The organism is Rhizobium sp. IY2 (assembly GCF_047532935.1).
GTDB lineage: Bacteria > Pseudomonadota > Alphaproteobacteria > Rhizobiales > Rhizobiaceae > Rhizobium > Rhizobium anhuiense.
In genome coordinates, this window is the sequence record NZ_JBLKNU010000002.1 from 393,564 (window position 1) to 418,718 (window position 25,155).

The 25,155-nt window shown below is 59.8% G+C and carries 18 protein-coding genes; 8 read left to right on the top strand and 10 right to left on the bottom strand.

Annotated features, from left to right (window positions below):
* Window positions 1-273: 273 nt before the first annotated feature.
* The gene (locus tag ACMUVN_RS10585; protein ID WP_414815116.1) at window positions 274-681 is read left to right on the top strand and encodes a carboxymuconolactone decarboxylase family protein; all 408 of its coding nucleotides are present in this window, start codon (window positions 274-276) and stop codon (window positions 679-681) included.
* Between the two features lie 134 nt (window positions 682-815).
* Here ACMUVN_RS10585 and ACMUVN_RS10590 read toward each other — a convergent pair whose 3' ends face one another.
* From ACMUVN_RS10590 to ACMUVN_RS10610, 5 genes are all read right to left on the bottom strand, one after another.
* Complete coding sequence (locus tag ACMUVN_RS10590; protein WP_414815117.1) at window positions 816-1,007, bottom strand: hypothetical protein; 192 nt, start codon at window positions 1,005-1,007, stop codon at window positions 816-818.
* A gap of 13 nt (window positions 1,008-1,020) precedes the next feature.
* Window positions 1,021-1,218, bottom strand: a complete 198-nt coding sequence (locus ACMUVN_RS10595) for a hypothetical protein (RefSeq protein WP_047612509.1) — start codon at window positions 1,216-1,218, stop codon at window positions 1,021-1,023.
* Between the two features lie 379 nt (window positions 1,219-1,597).
* A complete protein-coding gene (locus ACMUVN_RS10600; RefSeq protein WP_063475909.1) occupies window positions 1,598-2,764 on the bottom strand; it encodes a UDP-galactopyranose mutase in 1,167 nt (388 codons plus the stop codon).
* A gap of 6 nt (window positions 2,765-2,770) precedes the next feature.
* The gene (locus tag ACMUVN_RS10605) at window positions 2,771-4,843 is read right to left on the bottom strand and encodes a glycosyl transferase (RefSeq protein WP_414815118.1); all 2,073 of its coding nucleotides are present in this window, start codon (window positions 4,841-4,843) and stop codon (window positions 2,771-2,773) included.
* A 176-nt stretch (window positions 4,844-5,019) separates the two neighbouring features.
* Window positions 5,020-13,323, bottom strand: coding sequence for a hypothetical protein (locus tag ACMUVN_RS10610; RefSeq protein ID WP_414815119.1), 8,304 nt, complete (start codon window positions 13,321-13,323; stop codon window positions 5,020-5,022).
* 569 nt (window positions 13,324-13,892) lie between these two features.
* Between ACMUVN_RS10610 and ACMUVN_RS10615 the strand changes: the two genes are divergently transcribed.
* The 4 genes from ACMUVN_RS10615 to ACMUVN_RS10630 all read left to right on the top strand — a co-directional run bounded on the left by ACMUVN_RS10615 (window position 13,893) and on the right by ACMUVN_RS10630 (window position 17,385).
* On the top strand, window positions 13,893-15,854 hold the full coding sequence (locus tag ACMUVN_RS10615) for an elongation factor G (protein WP_063475911.1): 1,962 nt from the start codon (window positions 13,893-13,895) through the stop codon (window positions 15,852-15,854).
* A 134-nt stretch (window positions 15,855-15,988) separates the two neighbouring features.
* Entirely contained in the window at window positions 15,989-16,228 is a 240-nt protein-coding gene (locus ACMUVN_RS10620; protein WP_063476242.1) for a DUF982 domain-containing protein, read from the top strand.
* A gap of 101 nt (window positions 16,229-16,329) precedes the next feature.
* Window positions 16,330-16,593, top strand: a complete 264-nt coding sequence (locus tag ACMUVN_RS10625) for a DUF982 domain-containing protein (protein ID WP_414815120.1) — start codon at window positions 16,330-16,332, stop codon at window positions 16,591-16,593.
* A 543-nt stretch (window positions 16,594-17,136) separates the two neighbouring features.
* Window positions 17,137-17,385, top strand: a complete 249-nt coding sequence (locus ACMUVN_RS10630) for a hypothetical protein (RefSeq protein WP_063475913.1) — start codon at window positions 17,137-17,139, stop codon at window positions 17,383-17,385.
* An 86-nt stretch (window positions 17,386-17,471) separates the two neighbouring features.
* Here ACMUVN_RS10630 and rsgA read toward each other — a convergent pair whose 3' ends face one another.
* From rsgA to ACMUVN_RS10645, 3 genes are all read right to left on the bottom strand, one after another.
* Window positions 17,472-18,494 (bottom strand): ribosome small subunit-dependent GTPase A, encoded by a 1,023-nt coding sequence (rsgA, locus tag ACMUVN_RS10635; protein ID WP_414815121.1) that lies wholly within the window; start codon window positions 18,492-18,494, stop codon window positions 17,472-17,474.
* On the bottom strand, window positions 18,491-18,673 hold the full coding sequence (locus ACMUVN_RS10640; RefSeq protein ID WP_028757995.1) for a hypothetical protein: 183 nt from the start codon (window positions 18,671-18,673) through the stop codon (window positions 18,491-18,493). The genes rsgA and ACMUVN_RS10640 overlap by 4 nt, the downstream gene beginning before the upstream one ends.
* 86 nt (window positions 18,674-18,759) lie before the next feature.
* Window positions 18,760-19,023 (bottom strand): Eco57I restriction-modification methylase domain-containing protein, encoded by a 264-nt coding sequence (locus ACMUVN_RS10645; protein ID WP_414815122.1) that lies wholly within the window; start codon window positions 19,021-19,023, stop codon window positions 18,760-18,762.
* A gap of 411 nt (window positions 19,024-19,434) precedes the next feature.
* On the opposite strand from ACMUVN_RS10645, the gene ACMUVN_RS10650 reads away from it, so the two are divergent.
* Together ACMUVN_RS10650 and ACMUVN_RS10655 are read left to right on the top strand one after the other, a co-directional pair.
* Window positions 19,435-20,124 carry a carbonic anhydrase gene (locus ACMUVN_RS10650; protein ID WP_028757993.1) on the top strand — a complete coding sequence of 230 codons (690 nt, stop codon included), beginning with the start codon at window positions 19,435-19,437 and terminating at the stop codon, window positions 20,122-20,124.
* 4 nt (window positions 20,125-20,128) lie between these two features.
* Window positions 20,129-21,655, top strand: a complete 1,527-nt coding sequence (locus tag ACMUVN_RS10655) for a SulP family inorganic anion transporter (RefSeq protein ID WP_414815123.1) — start codon at window positions 20,129-20,131, stop codon at window positions 21,653-21,655.
* Between the two features lie 182 nt (window positions 21,656-21,837).
* Here ACMUVN_RS10655 and ACMUVN_RS10660 read toward each other — a convergent pair whose 3' ends face one another.
* Window positions 21,838-22,047, bottom strand: coding sequence for a hypothetical protein (locus ACMUVN_RS10660; protein WP_414815124.1), 210 nt, complete (start codon window positions 22,045-22,047; stop codon window positions 21,838-21,840).
* A 77-nt stretch (window positions 22,048-22,124) separates the two neighbouring features.
* The gene (locus ACMUVN_RS10665; RefSeq protein ID WP_414815170.1) at window positions 22,125-23,681 is read right to left on the bottom strand and encodes a phospholipase D family protein; all 1,557 of its coding nucleotides are present in this window, start codon (window positions 23,679-23,681) and stop codon (window positions 22,125-22,127) included.
* Between the two features lie 432 nt (window positions 23,682-24,113).
* Between ACMUVN_RS10665 and ACMUVN_RS10670 the strand changes: the two genes are divergently transcribed.
* Entirely contained in the window at window positions 24,114-25,124 is a 1,011-nt protein-coding gene (locus tag ACMUVN_RS10670) for a DUF4105 domain-containing protein (protein ID WP_047612534.1), read from the top strand.
* The last annotated feature ends 31 nt before the right edge of the window (window positions 25,125-25,155 follow it).

Sequence of the window (25,155 nt, forward strand, 5' to 3'; positions counted from 1 at the left end):
AAATCTCCTGGTTGATCTTGGAAGAAGACGGCAAGTCACATGCACCCGATGTGCATCCACCGGGCGATCGAAAATCTCATCGCTAAAATCGACAGGGCTAGGGAACAGGTTATTCTATAAAATCTATAGACAAAAAATTCTAATTTTGACGACTTCCCCGAAACGGCTGCCTTCGATATCTCACTGTTGTCGGTGAATTCTCGCCTGCGGAAACAACCGAAGAAAAGATCACGTATGCGGCCGGTCATGAGGGCCGCCGGGGAGGAACTTTCGATGGCAACAGTCAAGCTCCTGTCTGACCAAGAGGCTGCGGCCATTCCAGCTGTGCAAGCCGTGTTCGACGACATCAGGGCGACGCGCAAGACCGACTTCATCAACAACTTCTGGCGTGCGCTTGCGAACGATCCCGCAAACCTCAAGCGGGTATGGGAAACGCTGAAATCGGTTATGACCGTGGAAGGTGCGATCGATCCATTGACACGTGAAATGATCTACATAGCGGTGTCGACGGCGAATGCTTGCCAGTACTGTATTCAATCCCATACCGCAGCGGCCCGTTCGCGCGGCATGACGGATGCTCAGCATGGCGAGCTGCTGACGATCATCGGGCTTGGGGCGCAGACAAATCATCTTGCGCTGGCCATGCAGGTTCCGCCGGATCCGGAATTTGAGGTCCGGTAAAACCCGGCTCGGGATTGGGTCGCAACGCCAGCCGATCGATACTGGAAGCGGTCGACAGGTCGATGATGGTGTTGACAGTCACTTCTTGAGGGCGGACGGCGCTGTTCAGGATGGCGTGAACAGCGGGAGCGCTTTCAATGGCGGTGCCGATACTGGCGCGAAGAGATTTCGATGGTGAGCTCCGCGCATGTCGATTGGAGTTCCCTATCCGTGCCGTCTTCGAAATGGTCGTCGAGAAGCAGGGAGCGATACTCTCGAGCAAGCAACCTCGTTTCGAGATCGTCGCGCAACGCAGAGAGCCGGAAGAATTGGCGTAGCCTGCTCATGGTGTTTCTCCGATCAGGCGGCGCGATGAATGCTGGCTTGTGATGCCGACATCAATTTGTGGATTGCCCGCTGCACATCCGATGGCGCGGCGAAGTGCTGGCCGTCGAGGTCATGCACATGAAACTTCACGGCGATGAACTTCAGCAGGTCCTTGTCTGGAACGACGATGCCGACCGGAACGCCGGCATATTCGATCACCTGTTTGGCCATTGCGATCACCCGTACATCGGCCCTCTTGCGAAGCACATTCGGCGGCGGGCATGTTTATAGTCTATCAATTTGATGGACTATATAAGCGGCAAACGGAGATGACTATTCCGATCGATACCAAATGACTCCCATGATCGGAGAAAATAATTCTAGAACGGCGGCTTTCTTGGCCCACTCCTGGGTTGAGTGGAACAGGCCTTCCGTGCCCGGAAAAGACGTTCGTTAACGCGTATCGCCACCCTCGCTCGCCCGGCGCACCGGGTTCGAATGACTGGGGACGATCCCTGCCAAAAAGCGTGCTGCAAATTTTTGAAATGACTTCAACGCCGGACTCGGCCGGGTGTCAAAAGGCGGGTTCGCGCCCTCGTTCCGGCGCCAATCAAGGCATCTGGAGCGGCGGATGCAAGAATGCAGGCATGGGCGTCTCACCGGGCCTAGTGGAGAGATAAAGCCGTGCGGTGTCCAACGCTTCGCGAATAGTCACGTCCATGTCGAGATAGCGGTAGGTCCCGAGGCGGCCAACGAAGGTGACGGAAGCCTCCTGTAAGGCGCGCCTGACATATTGGCCAAGCTGCTCCTTTTCCTTTATCAGGCGGATCGGATAGTAGGGGATGTCGTCCGGACCGCAGGCCCTGGAAAACTCGCGATAACAGACCGAGCCGGCATGATCTTCCCATGGGGAAAAATGCTTGTGTTCCGTCACCCGCGTATGGGGCACGGCGACATCCCCATAATTCATGACCGCGCAGCCCTGGTAGTCGCCCTCATAGGTAAAGCGCTCGAAATCCAGCGTGCGATATCCCAGACGGCCATATTCGTATTCGAAATAGCCGTCGAGCGGACCGGAATAGAATATGTGGTCAAAGCTCTTGCGCAGACCGCTATCGAAGCGCGTTTCCAAATGGACTGTTATATTTGTGTGATCGAGAATTCGCCCGATCATCTCGGTATAGCCGTGCTCCGGCATGCCCTGGTATTTGTGGAAGAAATAATTGTCGTCGTAGTTGAAACGGACTGGAAGCCGTTTCAGGATGGAAGCCGGAAGCTCGGCCGGCGAACATCCCCATTGCTTCTGCGTATATCCCTTGAAGAAGGCATCATACAGGTCCTTGCCGACGAAGCGCAGCGCCTGATCCTCGAAGGTCTTCGGATCGCTTATGCTTTTGTCCGAGCAGCTGTCGATGAAGGCACGCGCCTCGTCAGGCCTGAACACCTTGCCAAAAAACTGATTGATCGTGTGAAGATTGATGGGCAGGGAATAAACCTGCCCTGAACTCGTCGTCTTGACGCGGTTCTTATAGGGCAGGAAATTCTGAAAGACATTCACATAGTCCCAGACGTCCTTGTCATCGGTGTGAAAAATGTGCGGCCCGTAGACATGAACCATGACGCCGGTCGCCGCGTCGCGCTCCGTGTGGCAATTGCCGGCAATATGGTTTCGCGTTTCGAAGACGTCGACCTCGTGACCTGCCTTGGCCAGTTCACGCCCGATGACCGCACCTGAAAGCCCCGCGCCGACGACGGCAATTTTTTCAATCCGCGGCATTGCCGATCAGCTCTTTCCGCTGGCGCCTGTTGTCGAGGCGGTGAACCCTTCCGCCGCCAGGCGGCTGTCGTAGGGGAAAGGCGCATAATCGTGCCATTCGGCCAGCTTGTTGCGGTAAGCCTGCCTGTAACCCCGATCGTCCGAAAAGGCGATATTGTCCTGAACGAGTTCCACCCCGATGTCGTAATAAATGTCGAGGTTGCGCAAGTCCGGCACCGGTGTTTCGCCGCCTTCGCACTCTGCTTGCATTTGCCAGAAAAGCGCCTCGAGGCGGGAAGCAAGAGCCGGAATGTCGCGCAACGCGCAGGTCTCCCGTTTTGCCTGCAAGGATTCCCTGATCGTTCTCAGGCTCTTGGGATCGTTTGCAAAGCCAATGGCTCTTTCGATGTAGCTCTGCGGCCCCGAGCAGATCAGTTCCGGGACGCCGGCGGCGGCAACGATGCTATGGCAGAAACGTGCGGCAAAGCTCTTGCCGGGGAATGTCAGGATAGGCAGCCCCATGGTGAGGGCGTCGGCGGCGGTGGAATGCGCTCCATAGGGAAATGTGTCGAGGAACAGGTCGGCGAGCGCGATGCGGGCGAGATGCTTCGCATTCGGCGCCTTGGGCGCGAAGATGAGCCGTTCCGGCGCGACACCGGCTTTCTCCGCTGCCTGGCGCAGGCGTTGATCTACATCGTCGTTTCCAGCGAGCAGCCAGAGCACGCTGCCGGTCGTCGCAAGAAGAATTTTCATCCAGTCGGCAAAGGTTTCCTGCGTGATTTTCTGCATGCCGTTGAAGCAGGCAAAGACGAAGGCGTCTTCCGGCAGTCCGGCTTCTGCTCGTGACGGCCTTTCGGCGATCACCCTCTTGCGATCGATCGGCTGGTTGCAGGCAATCCTCAGCACCTTTTCCGAATAATAGATCTCGTTCTCGGGCGGGATGATGTGTTCGTCGGCGATGATGTAGTGATGGAACGGGCTGCCCATGGTGCCGGGATAACCGCAAAAGTTGACCACTACAGGCGCTGGCCGGTAGGCAAAGATTTTCGTTCGTGCATGTTTGGTGTAGCCGTTGACATCGACAAGAATGTCGATGTCGTCGTCGGCGATCTGCCTTGCAGCGTCGGCATCGCTGAGCGCGGCAATATCGCGCCAACAATCAACGGCAGCTTTCATGCGTGCCTGGGTCGCATCTCCTGCAGCGGGCTCGCCACAATAATAGGCGTAGATTTCAAGGCTCTTCTTGTCATGCAGCTCCAGCACCTCTCTGAGCGCAAAGCCGACTGCATGGTCGCGCAGATCCGAGGAGACATAGCCGACGCGAAGGCGCTGGCCGTCCGTCTTCTGCTTCGGCACCTTGCGTGAGAAGCCGCTGGTATCCGGACGTCCGACGAAGGACTTATTGTAGCGGTAGGCTTTGGCGAGCTGGAACAATGGATCATCGGAAAAGCAGGCGAGCGCCAGCGGCGACATGGAATCGAGCAGGTGACGCATGGAGACATGGTCGGACGGCACCAGCGTCGGCCACTTGCACTGGCGCTGGCGGAGCGCGCTCCAATGTTGCCCGGCTTCCGTCTTGTCGGGCCGCAGTTCCATTGCCTGCCACAATGCGGTTTCCGCGTCTTCCAGAAGACCCGCGTTTTCCATGACGCGCCCGATGTGCTGAAGCGCCAGCAGGCGATGCAGCAGCCCGTCGGCTGTGCTCTCCGCAGTCATCTCCACGAAACTCTGCCATTGCAGAATGGCCTGCGTGGCAACGCCGCTGTCTTCCAACGCACGTCCAAGATTGATGTGTGCCGGTCCAAAGCGCGGATTAAGCTTCAAGCAGGCGCGCAATGCATGGATCGAGCCTGCCACGTCGCCCAACTGCCGCAGGGTGACCGAATAATTGAAATAGACGAGATGCAGGAAAGGATGAGTCTCGTTGAAGGCGATCCAGACTTTGTAGACCTCTGCCGCCTCGAGTCTCTGCCCGACGGCGCTGCGACTTTCGGCGAACTGAAACAAGTCCGTGAATGAAAGGCGCTGGGTGCGCGCGAGCTCCAGGATCCCAGCCAGCGACGGAACGGGAATTGGAGCTGATGCATCATTGGTGACCATGGACATCCCACGAATTGACGGCCGGCATTGCTACCATTTGCGAAAGGCTAACGATAGCTAACGGCGATAGCTTGCCCTAAACATGTCGGGCAGACGCCTCTTGAAAACGGCGTGGGACTGCGACCCTTGCGATGGCCGAAATCCTTGCGCTACTCGCTCGCGCTCCCGCCGTGCGATCAGGCATTCAGATAAACCGAAATGACCGCCGCTATCTGGTCCGAACTCAGATTCCCCATCTGGGTTTCCATGAGAGCATTCAGTTGTTCGCTCGACAGGCTCACAATGTCGTCTGTGGACAATCCGGCCACACCGGTCGAGCTGAACGATGCGATATCGGCGGTCGAGAAGGTTGCCAGCTCCTCGGTGGTCAGTGCCGCGACTTGGGCCGAAGTCAGGCCGGTGACCTGGCTTGAGGTCAAAGCCTCCGCCTGTTCTGTCGTCAAGGCGGCGATGGCTCTGGTGGTCAGTCCCGAAATCGCACTTGAACTCAAGGCGATGACATCGTCGGTGGAGAAGAGAGCGAGGTCGTCCGTGTCCAGTGCGGCGAGCTGGACTGCATTCAGGGCACTGATCTGCGCCGTCGACAAGGCCGCGATTTGATCGGCGCTCATGGCCGCCACCTGCTTGTAACCCAGCGAGGCGACCTGGCTCTTTGTCAAAGCGGCGACCTGCTCGCTGGAAAGCGTGGCGACAACGTCTGTGGACAATCCCGATATGGCGCTCGAGCTGATCGCCACCAGTTCTTTTGTCGAGAAGCTTTCCAGATCCTCGGTGGTCAGGCCTGCGACGCCAGCCGAACTCAATGCTGCAATCTGGGTGGTGGAAAGCGCTTCAACCTGTTCGATACTGAGGGCTGCGACCTGAGTGCTGATCAGGCCGGCAATGCTTGCCGTGCCCAGGCCGGCAATTTGAGCCGTGGAGAGCGTGGCGATAAAGTCGGTGGACAATCCCTGTATGGCAGCCGAGCTGATCGCTGCGATATCGGCTGTTGAGAAGGTTGCCAGGTCGTCGGTGGCGAGGCCCGCGATGCCGGCCGAACTCAACCCGGCAATCTGGCTGGTTGAAAGCACTTCAACCTGCTCGATGCTCAAAGCACCGACCTGCGCGCTGCTCAGACCGGCGACGCTCGCTGCGCTGAGAGCCGCGATCTGCGCGGTCGACAAGGCCGCGAGATCATCCGTGGTCAATACGGCAACCTGTGTGGAACCAAGCGCGCCGACCTGAGCGGTGGTCAGGGCCTCAAGCTGATCGGTGCTCAAAGCCTCGATCTGTGCGGTGGAAAGGCCGGCAATGCCTGATGTGCCCAGGGCCGCGATCTGACCCGTCGAAAAGGCCGCTATCGTGTCCGTGGACAATCCCGATATGGCAGTCGAGCTGATCGCCGCGATATCGGCGGTCGAGAAGGTCTCGAGATCGTCCGTTCCGAGCGCCGCGATCTGGTTCGAGCTCAGCACGGCAACCTGGGTCGTCGTCAGGGCCTTGGCCTGGTCGGTGCTCAATGCGGCAATCTGCGTGGTCGAGAGGCCGGCGATGCCAGCCGTGCTCAGCGCCGCAATCTGCGTGGTCGACAGAGCCGCGATAACGGCTGTGGACAATCCTGATAGTGCGCTCGAACTGATTGCTGCGATATCGGCGGTCGAGAACGCCTCCAGATCGTCCGTTCCGAGCGCCGCGGTCTGCTTGGAGCTGAGAGCCCCGACCTGGGTCGTCGTCAAGGCCTCAACCTGACCTGTGCTGAGTGCTGCAATCTGCGCGCTGCTCAGACCTGTGATGCCAGCGGCACTCAGAGCCGCAATCTGCGCGGTCGACAGTCCCGCGATATCATCGGTACTCAAGGCAGCAAGCTGCTTGGAACCAAGCGCGCCGACCTGAGCGGTCGTCAGGGCCTCAAGCTGGCCAGTGCTCAAGGCAACGATCTGCGCGGTGGAAAGGCCCGCAATGCCAGCCGTGCCCAGGGCCGCGATCTGGCCCGTCGAAAAGGCTGCTATCGTGTCTGCGGTCAATCCCGATATTGCGCTCGAGCTGATCGCTGCGATATCGGCGGTCGAGAAGGTCTCGAGATCGTCCGTTCCGAGCGCCGCGATTTGGGTCGAGCTCAAGACTGCGACCTGGGCCGTCGTCAGAGCCTCGGCCTGATCGGTACTCAATGCGGCAATCTGCGTGCTGCTTAGACCCGCGATACCTGATGTGCTCAGAGCCGCGATCTGCGCGGTCGACAAGGCCGCGAGATCATCGGTCGCCAAGACAGCAATCTGCTTGGAACCAAGCGCGCCGACCTGTGCGGTGGTCAGGGCCTCCAGCTGATCGGTGCTCAAGGCCTCGATCTGCGCAGTGGAAAGGCCCGCAATGCCAGCCGTACCCAGAGCCGCGATCTGGTCCGTCGAAAAGGCTGCTATCGTGTCCGCGCTCAATCCCGATACGGCACTCGAACTGATCGCCGCGATATCGGCAGTCGAGAAGGTCTCGAGGTCGTCCGTTCCGAGCGCCGCAATCTGGGTCGAGCTCAGCACGGCAACCTGAGGCGTCGTCAGGGCCTCGGCCTGGTCGGTGCTCAATGCGGCAATCTGCGTGGTCGTCAGACCGGCGATGGCTGCCGTGCTCAGCGCCGCAATCTGCGTGGTCGACAGGGCCGCGATATCATCCGTGCTCAGGGCGACAAGCTGCTTGGAGCTGAGAGCCCCGACCTGGGTCGTCGTCAGGGCCCCAACCTGAACTGTGCTGAGCGCAGCGATCTGCGTGGTGGTCAGACCCGCAATACCGGAGGTGCTGAGCGCGGCAACTTGCGTGCTGGAAAGGGAAGCGACCGCAGCGGTGCTCAGGGCGGCGATCTGCGCCGAGTTGAGCGCGGCAACCTGCTTGGTCAGCAAGTCATCGATTTGCCCGGCGTCCAAGGCCGCGATCTGTTTGGTGGAAAGGCCGGCAATCCCAGCCGTGCTCAGGGCAGCGATCTGAGCACTGGACAGCGCGGCGATAACCGTCGTGGACAATCCGGCTATGGCGCTCGAACCGATCGCCGCGATATCCTTGGTTGAGAAAGTCGCTATATCGTCCGTATCCAGGGCCGCAAGCTGTGTCGAACTCAGCGCCCCGACCTGGGTCGTCGTCAATGCCTCGGCCTGTGCGGTGCTCAAGGCGGCGATCTGTTTGGTGGAAAGCTGTACGATGCCTGATGTGCTCAGGGCCGCGATCTGATCTGTCGAGAGGACTGCTATAATAGCGGTAGACAATCCCGCTACGGCGCTCGAACTGATGGCGGCGATATCCTTGGTCGAGAACGTTGCTATGTCGTCGGCATCCAGCACAGCAAGCTGTGTCGAACTGAGGGCGCCGATCTGACCGGTGGTCAAAGCGTCAAGCTGTGCTGTGCTCAAAGCGACGATCTGTTTGGTGGAAAGGCCCGCAATGCCTGATGTGCTCAGGGCCGCGACCTGATCCGTCGAGAGGGCCGCGATAACGGCGGTGGACAATCCTGATATGATACCGGAACTGATGGCCGCGATATCCTTGGTCGAGAACGTGGCTATGTCGTCCGGACTCAAAGCTGCGATTTGTTTGGAACTGAGAGCGCCGACCTGCGTGGTCGTCAAGGCCTCGGCCTGGGCGGTGCTCAGCGCCGCAATCTGTATGGTGGAAAGGCCAGCGATGCCTGATGTGCTCAGGGCTGCGATCTGCTCAGTGGAAAGGGCGGCGAGAAGATCCGTACTCAAGGTGGCGACTTGCGTCGAACTCAGCGCTGCAATCTGCCTGGTGAGCAGGGCGTCGATCTGACTGGTATTCAGCGCATTGATCTGTTCGGTGGTCAGACCCGCAATGCCTGACGTGCTCAGGGCCGCGATTTGATCTGTCGAGAGGGCAGCCATAGCGGTCGTGGACAAGCCTGATACGGCGCTCGAGCCGATCGCCGCGATATCCTTGGTCGAGAAAGTGGCCAGATCCTCCGTCTGCAGGGCGGCAATCTGAGTTGAGCTCAGCATTGCGACCTGAGTCGTCGTCAACGCCTCCGCCTGTGCAGTGGAAAGGGCAGCGATCTGTTCGGTGGTCAGACCCGCAATGCCGGATGCGCTCAGAGCGGCAACCTGCGCAGTCGAAAGGGCGGCGATGACATCGGTGCTCAAAACAGCCACCTGCGCTGAGCTGAGCACCCCAACCCGCGCGGTGGTCAAGGCGGCAACCTGCGACGTGCCGAGGGCGGCGATCTGGCTGGTGGTCAGCCCGGCGATCGCGGACGCGCTCAAGACGGCGATCTGATCCGTCGAAAGCGCCGCTATGACAGCCGTGCTCAAGCCCGACATGCCTTTACTGGTGATCGCCGCGATATCGGCGGTCGAGAAAGTGGCGACGTCATTGGGTTCCAGAGCACCCACCTGGGTCGAGCTCAGCGCGGCGACCTGAGCCGTCGTCAATGCCTCTGCCTGCGCCGTGCTCAAGGCCTCGACCTGATCGGTGGTCAGACCCGCAATACCGGATGTGCTCAGGGCGGCAATCTGTGCGGTGGAAAGGGAAGCGACGACATCCGTACCGAGGGTGGCGACTTGCGTTGAACTCAGCGCCGCAACCTGCTTGGTGAGCAGGGAATCAATTTGACCGGTGCTCAGTGCGTCGATCTGTTTGGTGGTCAGGCCTGTGACGCTGGCCGTGCTCAGTGCGGCGATCTGATCCGTCGAGAGGGCTGCTACGACGGCCGTGCTCAAGCCCGATATGGCTTTGCTGCCGAGCGCCGCAATATCGGCGGTCGAGAATGCGGCGATATCGTTCGCATCCAGGGCCGCAAGCTGGGTCGAGCTCAACATTGCGACCTGCGTCGTCGTCAATGCCGCTGCCTGGGCCGTGCTCAGGGTGTCGATCTGTTCGGTGGTCAGACCCGTAATGCCGGCCGCGCTCAGGGCAGCGATCTGCGCAGTGGAAAGGGAAGCAACGGCGTCCTTGTCGAGAGCCGCCACTTGCGCCGAACTCAGCACCGCAACCCGCGCGGTCGTCAAGGCGGCAATTTGCGCCGGCTTCAGGGACGCGATCTGGCTGCTCGAAAGACCTGCAACCCCAGCCGCGCTCAGGGCAGCGATCTGATCCGTCGAGAGGGCTGCCATGACGGCCGTGCTCAAGCCCGAAATGGCTTTGCTGCCGATCGCCGCAATATCGGCAGTCGAGAAAGTCGCGATATCATCCGTCCCCAAGGCGGAATACTGTGTTGAACTCAGCGCTGCAGCCTGGGTCGTCGTCAATGCCTCCGCCTGCGTCGTGCTCAGGGCGGAGATTTGTTCGGTGGTCAAACCCGCCGTGCCGGCGGCGCTGAGGGCCGCAACCTGTGCAGTGGAAAGGGATGCGACGACATTCGCCCCCAGGGCCGCGACTTGCGTTGAACTCAGCACCGCAACCCGTGCGGTGCTCAAGGCGGCAACCTGACTGGTGTTCAGGGCTGCGATCTGGCTGGTCGTCAGGCCAGTAACCGCGCTCGCGCTGAGGGCCGCAACCTGTGCGGTGGAAAGCTCTGCGATCTGTTCTGCGCTCAAGCCCGATATGGCTTTACTGCTGATCGTCGCGATATCGGCGGTCGAGAAGGTGGCTATGTCATCCGTCCCAAGAGCGCCGAGCTGGGTTGAGCTGAGGACCGCGACCTGGGTCGTCGTCAACGCGCCAGCCTGGCTGGCGCTCAAGGCGGCGATCTGGCTGGTCGTCAGGGCAACGACCGCGCTCGTGCTCAGGGCGGCGATCTGATCGGTCGAGAGTGCGGCAATGCCGTCTGGGCTCAAGCCGGCCATCGCCTTGCTGGTGATCGCCGCCATATCGGCGGTCGAGAAGGTGGCCAAGTCGTCCGTTCCGAGCGCCGCAATCTGGGTGGAGCTCAGCACTTTCACCTGTGAGGTGGACAGTGCCTCGGCCTGCGCCGTGCTCAAGGCGACGATCTGGTCGGAAGTCAGACCCGTGACACCTGAGGTGCTGAGGGCGGCAACCTGCGCGGTAGAAAGCACCGTGATGTCTTTGGTGTTCATGACCGCGATTTGCGATGCCTTGAGGGCGGCAACCTGTTCCGTCGTCAAGGCGGCAATCTGCGATGTGCCGAGCGCTGCGATCTGACTGGTCGTCAGGGCAACGACCGCGCTCGTGCTCAGAGCAGCGATCCGATCCGTCGAGAGTGCGGCAATGCCGGCTGTGCTCAAGCCGGTTACCGCTTTACTGGTGATCGCTGCCATATCTGCAATCGAGAAGGTGGCTAAGTCGTCCGTTCCGAGCGCCGCGATCTGGGTGGCGCTGAGTGCCTTCACCTGTGACGTGGAGAGTGCCTCGGCCTGCGCCGTGCTCAGGGCGACGATCTGATCGGAGGTGAGACCCGTGATGCCTGATGTGCTGAGGGCGGCAACCTGCGTGGTGGAAAGCGCCGCGATGTCGGCCGTGTCCAGGACCGCGATTTGCGATGCCTTGAGGGCGCCAAGCTGGGTCGTCGTCAAGGCGGCAACCTGCGATGTGCTCAAGGCGGCGATCTGACCGGTCGTCAGGGCAATGACAGCGCTCGTGTTCAGAGCAACAAGCTGTTCCGTCGAGAGGGCCTCGACCTGACTGGTCGCCAGTCCCGCGATCGCGCTCGTGCTGAGGGCCGCGACCTGCGCGGTGGAAAGCGCCGCGATAAGGCCCGTGCTCAAGCCGGTAACCGCCTTGCCGGTAATCGCCGCCATATCGGCGGTCGAGAAGGTGGCTATGTCGTCCGTTCCGAGCGCCGCGATCTGGGTTGAGCTCAGCGCCTTCACCTGTGCGGCAGAGAGGATCTCGGTCTGTGTCGTGCTGAGGGCGACGATCTGGTCGGAGGTCAGCCCGGTGATGCCTGATGTGCTGAGGGCGGCAACCTGCGCGGTGGACAGGGATGCAACTATAGCCGTACCCAAAGCCGCGATCTGCCTGGAGCTTAAAACTGCGGCCTGGCTTGTCGTCAATGCTCCAACCTGCGCCGTGCTCAAGGTGGCGACTTGGTCGGTCGTCAGACCCGCAATGCCGGCCTTGCTCAGCGCCTCGATCTGATCCGTCGAGAGAGAGGCGATCACGGCCGTGCTCAGGCCCGGCATGGCTTGACTGGTGATCGCCGCCATATCGGCGGTCGAGAAAGTGGCTATGTCGTCCGTTCCCAGGGCCGCAATTTGGGCCGAGCCAAGTGCTGCGACCTGGATCGTCGTCAATGCCTCGGCCTGTGCCGTGCTCAGGGCGGCGATCTGGCCGGAAGTCAAACCCGCAATGCCTGAAGTGCCGAGGGCCGCAACCTGCGCGGTGGAAAGCACCGTGATGTCGTTGGTGTCCATCACCGCGATTTGCAACGCCTTGAGGGCGCCGACCTGGGTCGTCGTGAAGGCGGCAATCTGCGCAGTGCTGAGGGCAACGATCTGGCTGGTCGACAGCTCGGCGATCGCAGCCTTGCTCAGGGTGGCAACCTGCGCGGTGGAAAGGACCGTGATGTCGTTCGTGTTCAGGACCGCGATTTGCGATGCCTTGAGGGCGCCGACCTGGCTCGTCGTCAAGGAGGCAAACTGCGCCGTGCTCAGGGCGACGATCTGGCTGGTCGTCAGACCAGCGATCGCGCTCGTGCTCAGGGCCGCGACCTGTTCGGTGGAAAGGGCGGCGACAAGGCCCGTGCTCAGGCCCAATATGGCTTGACTGGTGATCGCCGCCATATCGGCGGTCGAGAAGGTGGCTAAATCATCTGACCCCAGGGCCGCAATCTGGGTTGAGCTCAGCGCCTTTACCTGCGTGGCCGACAGTGCCTCGGCCTGTGCCGTGCTCAGGGCGGCGATCTGGTTGGTCGTCAAGCTCGCAACCGCACCTGTACTGAGAGCAACAAGCTGGGCGGTGGAAAGCACCACAATGTCTTTCGTGCCCATGGCCGCGATTTGCGATGCCTTGAGGGCGCCGACCTGGGCCGTCGTCAAGGCGGCAACCTGCGATGTGCTCAGCGCCGCGATCTGGTTGGTGGTGAGGCCCGCGATCGCGCTTGCGCTCAAGGCAGAGATCTGATCCGTCGAGAGGGTTGCGATAGCGGCCGTGGACAGGCCCGATATGGCTTTGCTGGTGATCGCCGCGAGATCGGTGGTCGAGAAAGTCGCCACATCCGCGGCGCTTAAAGCGGCGAGCTGCAACGAACTGAGAGCACCGACCTGAGACGAGGTCAGGGCCTGCGCCTGATCTGTCGTCAATGCGCCAATCTGCGCGGTCGTGATTGCCACAATCTGAAGCGAACTCAGGCTTTCGATGTCAGTGCTGTTCAAAACAGCCAGTTGATCCACGGTCAAACCGACAATGGCACTTTGTGAAATGGCACTTAATTGCTGGGAGCTGAGAACATCGACATCTTCCGTGTCCAAAGCAGCGATTTGAGACGACGAAAGCGCGCTGATCTGCTTGGTGGTAAGCGAGGCCACATCTTCCGTCGTCCAGGCTGCAACCGTGGACGTTGCAAGAGACCTGATCTGACTGCTGGTAAGGGAGGAAACAATCGAAGTCATATGTAAAAACTCTTGCGTTAGCCAATACAATAAAGTTCAGCGTTTCGAAGCCTGCACCGCCTGTTTGGCCGGGCTCTGAAAAGAACCAATGCTCTGAAAATTCACTGCCCAGCAAAGAGGAGTGTAATGAGGTTGGCTTGCGCGAACCTGTAGTTATCAAACTGATCGGTACCGGAATTGGGTGGTCAACCGCCACTCGATCGCCGGCAAGGGCCTGATTTGCCCAGCGGTTCGATCCCGAGATACGCCGACTTGAAAAGTCGCGTGGTGCGCAGGACCGGAAGGCCATGGGTGAGGAAGTTCGCGAGCCATCGGGGCGCATCGCCGTAGAGGAAGATTTTTTCGGCGGCGCCCAGCGCCAGGTAATGAGCGCCGTGCGGCCGCCGACATGGAACGGGTAATCCATGATCGTCTGTGCGGACAGAACGCCTGAACCGGCGCGCCAGGTATGCTTCGACCATGCTCGTCGAGATAAAGCACGCCGCCATGAACACCTCTGGCGCCTTGCAGCGGTTCAGGGCATCCTATGATGGCTGAAAATTGTGTTTATGGCAGTTGGAGGATTGCCGATGCGCTGCTTCACCGTGCTTGGACCTTCGCAGACCGGAAAATCAACAGTCGTGGAAAAGCTCGGCTCCCTGGAGGGGGCGCCGAGAAAATCCAGCTCCCCTTATGGATTGAACCTCACAGAATTCACCTTTGGAAACGAGGCGTGGTGTGCGCTGGATGCGCCAGGACCCAACGAAGCGTTGGCGCATGCACAGCACGCGCTTCTTGCCAGCGACGCCTGCATCCTGTGCGTTTCATCGGCACCCGAGGAGGCTGTGCTCGCTGCGCCCTATCTGCGCGTAATCGAGGCCTCGGAGACGCCGTGCATCCTCTTCGTCAACCGGATGGACGAACCGAGAGGGCGGCTGAGGGACGTGATCGCCGCGCTTCAAGACTACGCCAACCACACGCTTTTGCTTCGCCAGATCCCGATCCGCGAGGGGGATAGGATCATAGGCAGTTGCGATCTGATTTCGGAACGGGCGTGGCGCTACCGGGAAGGCCAGACTTCGGCGCTGATCGCAATCCCCGAAAGCGCCGCCGAGCGCGAGCACGAAGCGCGCAGCGAGCTCCTGGAACACCTGTCCGAATTCGATGACTGGCTTCTCGAGGAACTGATCGAAGATCGCGAGCCGCCCAGCGACGCGCTCTATGCCATTTCATCGCGGGTTCTCAGGGAAAACAGGATTATTCCAGTCCTGATCGGTGCCGCAAGTCACGGCAACGGCATGATGAGGCTGATGAAGGCGCTGCGCCACGAGGCGCCGCCGGTGGGGGTTCTTCGACAGCGCCTGGCTCGTGCGGGCAATGTCGATGAAAACAAGCTGACCGCCGTGAGCTTCCATGCCTATCATCGCCAGAATGTCGGTAAGACAGTGCTCGTGCGCGCGCTTGGCGAGGGACTGCGGCAGGGCGCATCACTGGGCGGCTCCAGCCTCGGCGCCGTACAGCATCTCGCAAACGGGAAGTCCAATTCGGCGGTTGTGCCTGCGCTGGGGGATGTCTTCGCGACGGTCAAGTCCGACCACTTGCCCGTCCCTTCGCTGTTGACATCAGGCGCGGTGGTCGCCCCGCCTGAGTGGACGGAGCCGCCCACCCCGATGCTTGAAAGGATCCTAGTCCCGGGCAGCGAGCGCGATGAAAACAAGCTCTCCGAAACGCTGGCAAAACTTTCCGAGACGGATCGCGGCCTAACGGTCTTGCAGGAGGAGAGCACCGGCGCCCATCTCGTCTGCGTCCAGGGGCCGGTGCATCTGCGCGATCTCTGCCGAACCCTGTCCGACGTGTTTCATATCGACGTAACCGATCGAACGCCCAGCCCGATCTACCGCGAGACAATTGCGAAACCATCTGAGGTTCATTACCGTCACCGCAAACAGACAGGCGGTGCCGGACAGTTCGCGGATGTGAAGCTGAACATTCGCCCCAATGAGCGCGGCCGAGGCTTCACCTTTAGCGAAACCGTCAAGGGTGGCGTCGTTCCGCGCAACTACATCCCTGCTGTCGAAGCAGGCGCGCGCGAAGCGATGGAGAAAGGGCCGCTAGGCTTCAAGGTCATCGATGTCGGCGTAACGCTGTACGATGGTCAGCACCATGCCGTCGACAGTTCGGAACACGCTTTCCGAACTGCGTCGAAAATGGGAGTGCGACAGGCGCTTTCCGAAGGGGCGGCCGTTTTAATGCAACCGGTCTTCCGCAGCGAAATTCACATTCCGTCGATCTATTCCGGCAGCCTTGTCCAGATCGTCTCCGCTCTCAAGGGTCAGGTTCTGGGCTTCGACCGGGATGAAACCGCCAAGGGATGGGACATCTTCCGGGCACTCATTCCGGGCGGCGCACTTGACGATCTGGCCCGAGCGCTGCGCTCGGCGACGCAGGGCATTGGCTATTTTTCCAAGACCTTCGATCACTTCGAGGAGCTATACGGCAAGGAAGCGAACGCCATCGTGAGGGCACACGAGGAACCAGGCGTCGCACACTGAAACGTTCGCGCCACTTCGAAGCCCTGCCAACACGCTCTTGGGCTGCCGCCCTCCAAAATTTCGGCGGGATCGTCCGCTTGGAACAGATCTTCCTAATATACGTTTCTGGGAAGCCTGCCCCCACGGAGGACGCCATGATCAGCATCTGGGACGCGAACGTCGAATTGAAGATAGATGATCGTGTTCACGTCATCAGGAACGCTAGAGAGGCGGTCGCATTCTTGAAGAAATACTGGCCCGACAACAGAAGCGCGAGCTATGCGACAGCGTGGAAGGTATGCCTGGATGCGGCGAGTGGCGTTGTTCCCGATGCGGAAGCGCGATCTGCGTTTGCGGCTGCGGCGAAGGAGGCCGGCATCCTTCGACAAACTTAAGGTCGCTTCGTTTGAAGTGAGCCATGGATCATGCCCGCCACCCTACCCGGAACGGTTCTTGCACGGTTACTAATATATTTACCGTGGGGAGGCGTAACGTTATGAAGTGGCACACAATCGGAGAGTTTACCCCTCTGTTGCTCGCTGTGAATGGGCCGGAAAAATACAAGCTTGTCGCGAGCCTTTGGGAGGCGGCAAATATGTTGACGGCTTGCTGGCCCATCGACGACGGGGAGGAATATCTTATCGCGATCAGGGCGTGCCGGGACGCCATCCATGGCGACATTTCGGCTGAGGACGCGCGAGAAGCGCTGATCCGTGCCGCCGATGAAGCGGGCATTCCGGTGATCACCGTCGTCCACTGAGTTGCTCCCGTCCTTGATGCCGCAGCCCCCTCCGCTTCGCATCGAAAGCGGCTGTCCTGAGTTCAACGAACGCTCCTGCATCCATTTGATCTCGGGGACGGCGCACTGGTGATGGAAGACCTGGTGAAGAGGTAATCGGCGTCACACTTTCCAACTGTCGTGTTGATCTCACCGGCTCAGTGATCTCACCGCAGGAAGTCCTCGCACCTTGGCCAGCCCCTGAACTTTCACGAACGGGCGAAGCGAAGGTGTTGTCCGGCCCGAAGTCATATACGGTTGATCAGAGGCGCAGGCGCTCTCGAACGAGTGGGTGTTCAGTTCTGTTCAGGAGCACTAGCTAAGCGGGCGGCGCCCGGCTCTGTCGTACCGATTGACAATGACTGCTCCGAGTCTTTCTCGCAACACCTAAGCGGCAACTGCAATCTTGGACGGATTTGGCTGGTCTAGAGCATTTCAGTTACGGTATCCGTAGGACTGCAAACCGATTTGCACGAGCGGGACTGCTAGGGAAAGCAAGTCCGCATCTTCTAAAGCAGGATCTTAATGAACGCGGACATGATAGCCGCCTGGGCGGTGGAAAATGGATTCCATGCAATCGATTCGGGGAATTATCGTCGCCACGACACCGCAGGTGTGATCACGATCGAGATAAAGAGGATCTCATTCCTCCTCATCGATGAGAGGCAAGGATTTCGACCGCGCCTTATATCTTGGTTGTTCAAAGACTTATCCCTCACAAGCGGGAGCGGCCGCTTGCAAGGTCTTCTTCTTGACCGCAATCCCCTTCATTGAGCGCTGACGCTATCACCAAAGCCCAGCCAATTCTGGTGGCGGATCGTGGTTGACGACGATGAGCACCGTCGCAAACGTCAACACTTTCAATATTTCTTCTTGCGAACGATCTTGTTGCCGCGGGGTCCACTCACGACCGGTGTCCGGTCGCGGTTTTCTGCAAGCAGGGTCCGCCAGCGTTCCAGGCGATCGGCGAGCAGGGCACCGCTTGCGACAGCTGCCTGCACCGCGCACCCCGGTTCATGGGCATGGGTGCAATCGCGAAAGCGGCAAAGCGGCGCCAGTTCGGTTATCTCAGCAAAGAGGGTGTCTATACCGTCGGCAACATCGCTCACGTAAAGCGTTCTTATTCCCGGTGTATCGACAACCCACCCGCCCCCTGAAACTGCATGTAGGGATCGCGCCGTGGTCGTGTGCCGGCCCTGCGCGTCGTATTCCCGGATGGTGCCTGTCTTTTGCTTTGTGTCAGATTCAGGCCCAGTCATGGTGTTCACCAGCGTTGATTTTCCAACACCAGAGGATCCCACCAGCGCGACCGTCTGGCCAATGCCGCACCAAGGCCTCAACAGGGAAACGGCATCCGCGGAGCGCCCATTCAAGGCAATGACAGGCAGGTCGCGCTGCAAAGCCTCGGCTTGCGCCTGGAACATATCGGCATCGTCGGCGGCGTCAGCCTTCGTCAGGACAATCACCGGATTGATCCCGGCCTGCGTGGCCATGATCAGGTAACGTTCCAGCCGAGCAAGATTGAAATCGGCGTTGCACGAGGTCACGATCAACAGGGTGTCGACGTTGGCGGCAACAAGTTGCTGGCCACGTCCGCCTTCCGGGCGTCTTTGAAGGACGCTTTTTCGGTCGAGACGTCTGATAAGCATGTCAGTGAGTGAATCGGTAAGAACCCAGTCGCCCACCGCGTAGTCACCAGTATTGGTATTGGATGGAAACTCCAGTCCGACCGGCCCGGTGACATCGATCGCCTCGATGCGGGCCCGGTGAACTGAAGCGATGCGTCTGGGGATCAAGTCCGCTTCGCTGGGCTGGACCTGGTCTGCGAAGAATTCAGACCACCCAAGCCGTTCCAGCGGTGAAGAAATTTGGGAACTGGTCAAATCTTGTTCCGTGGATGATCCCGTTTTGGCAAAGAGGTTGCGTAAGCAGCCGCTTCGCCGGGATAGGGGAAATCGTCCCCGAGCTGACGGTCGTTATCGTAGACTTTGAACGAAGGCCCTTCAACTTCAACGATCTTGTAGCCATTCACGTATTCGATCTTCGGTGTTTTCCAGCCCATTAAAGCTCTCCGGTCGGTCCGCGGTTCTCTCTGAAGATGGTGCCACCTCATACTCGGCGGTCTATGATCTATCAGGTGCTTCACGATTAGCCAACGCCGGTTCGATCCCATTCGGCGGGCAAGACGAAGGCCAGGCGACCGCCTTTCCTCAGGAACAATGCAGAGTGCACCGTAAATGCTGCCCAACTCGAGGCGAGGCCCGTCGGAGAAATGCCGCCCCTGATGGCCGCCTCCCGGGCACGGGCACGGGCGCGGGCTTCCCCGGTAAAGTCCTGGTATCGGATATAGGGAGGATTTCCGATGACGACGTCGAACGCGGGATCAGCCCCGACGGCAAAGAAGTCGGACACTGGGTAGTCGCCGGCGCCCGCGGATGGCCGCCTACTTCCATCCAGAACTACAGCGCGCTTATGGGTTGGGGCAGCCTATCACATTGAAATCAGGCGCTTTACGATCTGCTGGTCGATGTTCGGATGCTTTCAACAGCGGACAATTGCCGCTTCTCTGGATCTCACCCAGAGACGCTTTCACCGAAACGAATTTGAGATTTCAACGTCCATCACGATAAGCGGGCGTCGACTAAAATCATTTCACAATCCACTCACAAGATTTTTATAGATTACATTACAATCATTCCGTGTCGGCTATTTTCTTGCCGGCAACTTTACCTATCTCGCAAGTGCGAAATGATCGCGCATGCCAACCCGCCGGGCATGGGTACGCCCCCTGCCTGCCGTCCGGCCCAACACAAGGACTCGACAATGGGTGATTTGCTTAAAGGGATCTCCAGCTTTCGCGGTGCCGTCTTTCCCGACCATCAGGCACTTTATCGCAAGTTGGCGGAAGAGGGACAGCAGCCGCAAGCGCTGATGATTTCCTGCGCCGACAGCAGGGTGATGCCCGAAACAATCACGCAGTCCGGCCCCGGCGAACTCTTCGTCTGCCGCAATGCCGGAAATATCGTTCCTCCCTTTTCCACGGCAAATGGCGGTGTATCATCGGCGATAGAATATGCGGTCGTAGCACTCGGCGTGCGTGATATCATCGTGTGCGGGCATTCCGATTGCGGTGCGATGAAAGGGCTTTGCCATCCCGATCTTCTGAAGCCGATGCCGAACGTCGCTGCCTGGCTGAAGCATAGTCATGCTGCCCATTCGATTGTTTGCGAAGCCTACCCCGTCGACCTGTCCGAGCGTCAAAGGGTTCGCGCCATCGCGATGGAAAACGTCGTCGTCCAGCTCGATCACTTGCGCACGCATCCTTCCGTCGCCGCCAAGCTGGCGACCAACGACATTACCCTGCACGGGTGGTTCTTCGATATCGAGACGGGGGAGGTACTCGTCTATGACGGTGCGGCCGCTCGCTTCACCGAGATCCTTGAGGATAGGCCCTTGCCTGTTGCGGTTAAGGGTCGTGGTCGTCCGCATGTGATTCCGCAAGCCGCGGAGTAGCCCGATGATTTCCAGCTCTGTTCTTTCGCGCGACCTCGCCTCGTCGCTCGTCGTGTTCCTGGTCGCCATACCGCTTTGCCTCGGGATTGCGGTGGCGTCAGGAGTTCCTGTGGCCATGGGCCTCATATCTGGCATTGTCGGCGGCCTCGTTGTCGGCCTTTTGGCCGGATCCCCACTTCAGGTGTCGGGGCCGGCGGCGGGTTTAGCCGTGATCGTATTCGGCTTCGTCGAGCAATATGGCGCTGCCATGCTCGGGCCGGTTCTCATCGTGGCGGGATTGCTGCAGGTCCTCGCGGGTTTCCTGCGGATCGGCTCATGGTTTCGGGCGATTTCGCCTGCGGTCGTCCACGGCATGCTCGCCGGGATCGGCATTCTCATCATTCTTGGCCAGATCCATGTGCTGATGGGGGCAAGACCCGCTGCCGGAGGCATTGAGAACATCACTGCCATGGAGCAGACCTTCGCTCGCGTATGGGGCGCGGGGCTGACGCGTGAAGCGGTCGCCCTCCTCGTGGGGTTGATTTCCTTGCTTGCCATGATCGCCTGGGAGAAGTTCAGGCCGAAGTCCCTGATGCTGGTACCTGGTGCCCTGGTGGGGGTCGCGGCCGGTACGATATTGACGGTCGGGATGCAACTGCCGATCGCAAGAGTGGAGGTGCCGTCCTCTCTCGTCGAAAGCATTACATTGCCGACGCTCGATGGCTTCGCCAGGATGGTGGAGCCCGGTATCATAGTGGCGACGCTGGTCATCGCGGTGATCGCCAGCGCGGAAACGCTGCTGTCATCCGCCGCCGTTGATCGAATGCATGATGGCGTGCGGACCCGCTTCAACAAGGAGTTGTTTGCCCAGGGCATCGGCAACGGACTTTGCGGTCTGCTTGGTGCCTTGCCGATTACCGGTGTCATCGTCAGATCGTCCGCCAACATTCAGGCCGGCGCACGGACGCGGGCGTCGGCCGTTCTGCACGGCGTTTGGATCCTTGGGCTGGTGGCATTTCTGCCGCAGCTGCTCGCGATGGTGCCGCTGACCGCACTTGCCGCGGTGCTGCTTGTGACCGGATGGCGGCTGATCAGTCTCCATCACGTCCGGCACCTCTTCGATCATCACGGCTGGGTTCCCGTGGGAATCTGGACCGCGACGGTGGCGATGGTGGTGCTTCAGGACCTGCTCGTCGGCGTGGCGCTCGGCCTTGCGCTGTCCATACTGGAAATCCTTCCGCACCTCCGTCGCAAACTTGCCATCGACAGGTTGGAGGATGAGGAAACCATCCACCTCGGCCTCGTCGGCGCGGCGACTTGCAAGGACGTTCCTGTCCTGCTCAACACGCTGGAAACGCTTCCCGAGGGTCGTAAGATCAGGATCGCGGGTGCCCGCCTGCACTATCTTGATCATACCAGCGCCGAGACCCTGCGCGACTGGTTGAAGCGCCAGAAGAAATCAGGGCGCCTCGTCGAAATAGAGCATCCGCCGGTCGGACGCCATCGGCGGCTGAAACCGATCTTTGAACGGCTATCAGAGGAAGTTGCCTGATCGGCGGAGAAAAACCAGCTATCTAGCGACAATGTTCTTGCCTCGCTTGCGGGGCAAGAACAGCAAGAAGCGAAGCGCGAATCTCAGGACGCACAGAAACCAGCCGCCGGGGATACTAAATAGAAATTTTGTAGGCTTGCCAGTAAGTGTGGCGTCAGCGCAATGCCGATCGGAAGGTCTGCTCACCTATCTTTGCCGGACACGGTCCACGGTGATCCCGTCGACTCCGGCGGAGTGTTTACTTCGTGATCCTGCAGATAAGCGACGACGGCCTTTTCGCGGCCATTCAGCGTGGCGTCGCCGACACCCGTCAAGCCCTGATCGGTGAAATCTTGACGGATGAAGTTGCAGTCCGGTGAACAGACAATGACTTTGATGGCGGTAATTTTCATGACTTATCCATTGGCTGAAACCGTACGGGTGGGGTCGTGGCGGAACCGGTTAAGATGAGCCGGTCGCGGGGGCACGGTTACAGCTGAGATTCGAGCGGCAACCACTTGATCAGCCAAGCTGTCGCGCGCCGGGCAATCCCGGCATCCGGCTCGTCTCGGAGGAGAGTATTTTTCCCGTCGACGACCTTAAGCCACCGCACGGATCCCTTTTCGAGCGTTAGGGGATAGCTCAGATCGGCATCGGTTTCTACGGCAAAGATCGCGTCCATTCGCTCGACAAGATCCTGTGACTCGAACAGGACACCCATTTCGGTGTTTAAGGATACGGACCTCGGATCGAGGTTGAGAGATCCGATGAAGCCGTACTTGCCATCCCTGGCGAAGGCCTTCGTGTGAAGGCTGGCCTGCTTTGAACCGCGCAAGGAGAAGGATCCCATGTCGGCAATCGATTTCAGCTCAAAGAGCGCAATGCCGGCTTTCAGCAGGGCGGGGCGGTAGCGCGAATATCCTGCGTGAACTGCGGCAACATCGGTGGCTGCAAGCGAGTTCGTCAGAACGGAAACCTTCACTCCTTTGTCGCGAAGCTTCGTCAGCGCCTCGACGCCATGTTCGCCGGGAACGAAGTACGGCGAGGTGATATGGATGAACTCGGCCGTGCCCGTGATGACCGGCAGCAGCGTTCCCATCAGCATGTTTTGCCCACTGCGCAGCTTCCCGGCCGCCTTTTCGGGGTGGTCTGCCAGAACGTCGAGTTTGTGGACCCAGATGTAACGGTCCTCAGTTATGGCGTCCTTCAGCGATGTTTTATCGCGCACCTGATCAAGATATGGCTGGGCGCGCTGTTCGAAGTGAAGGCGTTCCATGTTGTGGCGAAGCTTCTGCAGCTTGTTGGCTCGACGCGACAGCAGCGCCCGCACGGGCACGGCAACCGAACTGTTCCAGTAGGCATCGAACAGACGCTCCGTCTTCGCAACGGCTTGACCGACCATCAAGAGATCGAAGTCCCTGAAGTTAGCGTTCTCCCCGGCATCGAAATACGGATCGCCGATATTGCGTCCCCCGACCATCGCGATCCGGCCATCGGCAATCCACGCCTTATTGTGCATGCGACGGTTGACGCTTCGAAACCGCAAGGCCATCTCGAGACCGCGGAGCAGGATATTCTCACGTGCCTTTGTGGGATTGAAGAGCCGCAGCTCGATATTCGGGTGACAGTCGATCGCATGGAAGATCTTGTCGGACATGGAGACACCCAGATCGTCGAGAAGGATCCTCACACGCACGCCACGGTCGGCCGCAGCGACGACCTCCCGCATGATCAGCATTCCGGTCAGGTCCGCGTTCCACATATAATACATGAGATCGAGGCTGCGCCCGGCGGAACGGGCCGCAAGAAGTCTGGCTGCAAACGCGTCCAGATTGGAGGTGATCAGGACGAGGCCGCTTGCCGCCTCCTGCTTGTGACAAAGCCCGGCGCCATATCGATCAAGCTCGGTGTGCGCAGCGGCAATCTCGAGGACGTGGGAATCGACTTTCTGGACCCGCTTCAGAAACCCGGCATAGCTTGATGCGGCCAGAGCCCATAGGGCTACCAGCGCTACGGTCGCGATGATGGCAATACCGAACCAGCTCACACGATACCCCTGCGCCGCGGCCAGGAAGCGATATGCTGACTCGATCCGCCCGGGAAAAATAGGGTCACGCGACGGTCGAGCAAGATATCGCCACAAGAGATGCGAGGGAGGGGACGAAGACCAAGGTTGCGACCGCAACAGGCATCAATTGGCGCCGCAGCCGCCCAGGTCAAGTCTGAACAGCCCGTCCTGCCAAAACCGTCTTCCATCATGGCGACGCACAACGGGCTTCCAGGCCACCCGGTTTCTGCTTCGCCCGTTTCCCTCCTCGCAACTGACGACGGCAGGTTCGATAGTCGGATGCGATGCTCGCTGCACATAAATCCGAACAGCCCGAGCACACCCGCAGTCGCGCGTGAGATCCTCAATGACACCGCCACCAGGAGTGTTAATGATCAGGACGGACGTTTCAAACTCGTTTGGAAAAGCAAAATGGTTCGACCGGGCCGTGCGATCGTCATTGCAGCGCTTGTGTTGCTTGTCGCCTTTGCAGCGGCCTGGTCGTCGCTCGCACTTTGGTACCGCTTGCCATTGCCCGAGGTCGGCAGGCAAGCCAGCGCCATCCTGTTCGGGCTTTTTGGCGCCTGGGTCATCGTGGCGCTCTTTGGCAGAAGGCGCTTTCGCGCGGTCCTCGCTTTTGCGGCCGCATTCGTCATCGTCCTCTTCTGGTGGAGCACGATCAAGCCGCAGGCAGACGGCGCGTGGGCTCCGGAGGTCGCTCGTCAGGTCACCGGCGAATTCGACGGTGATCTGTTGACGCTGACAAATGTCCGGGATTTCGAGTGGCGCAGCGCCACCGACTTTACAGAACGATGGACGACACGCAGTTACGACCTGAACGCGCTGAAGAGCGTCGACATGTTCATGTCTTATTGGTCAGGTCCGACCATCGCACACGTCATTATGAGCTTCGGCTTCGACGACGGTCGCTATCTGGCATGGTCTATCGAAGTGCGTCGCCTTTCCGGAGGTGCGTTCTCACCGCTGGCGGACCTCTTCAAAAACAGTCCTCTGGTCATCCTCGCCGCAGACGAAAGGGATGTCATCGGCCTGCGCGCCAACTTTCGCGGTGAGGACGTCCAGATCTACCGCCTGAAGGCGTCGCCGGCGGCTGCGAGGCTTCTTCTGCGCGAGTATGTCTCCGACGCAAACGCGCTCGCAGTCACGCCCGCCTTCTACAATTCGCTGACGACCAACTGCACGACCACCATCGTCAAGATGATGCGCGTCGCAGGCGACGCCGTGCCGACGGACTGGCGCCTCGTCGTCAACGGATACCTGCCGGAATACGCCTATGACCGCGGCGCGCTCGATACCTCGGTTCCCCTGTCGCAATTGCGGTCGGCAGCACACATAGCCGCAAGGGCGCACGACGACGGTCTTTCGTCGAATTTTTCGCAGACCATTCGCGTTGGCGTGCCGTCGCCGCAGGGCGCGTTGTGAGGTATACCGAAGCGTTTAAGCGTGCAAAACG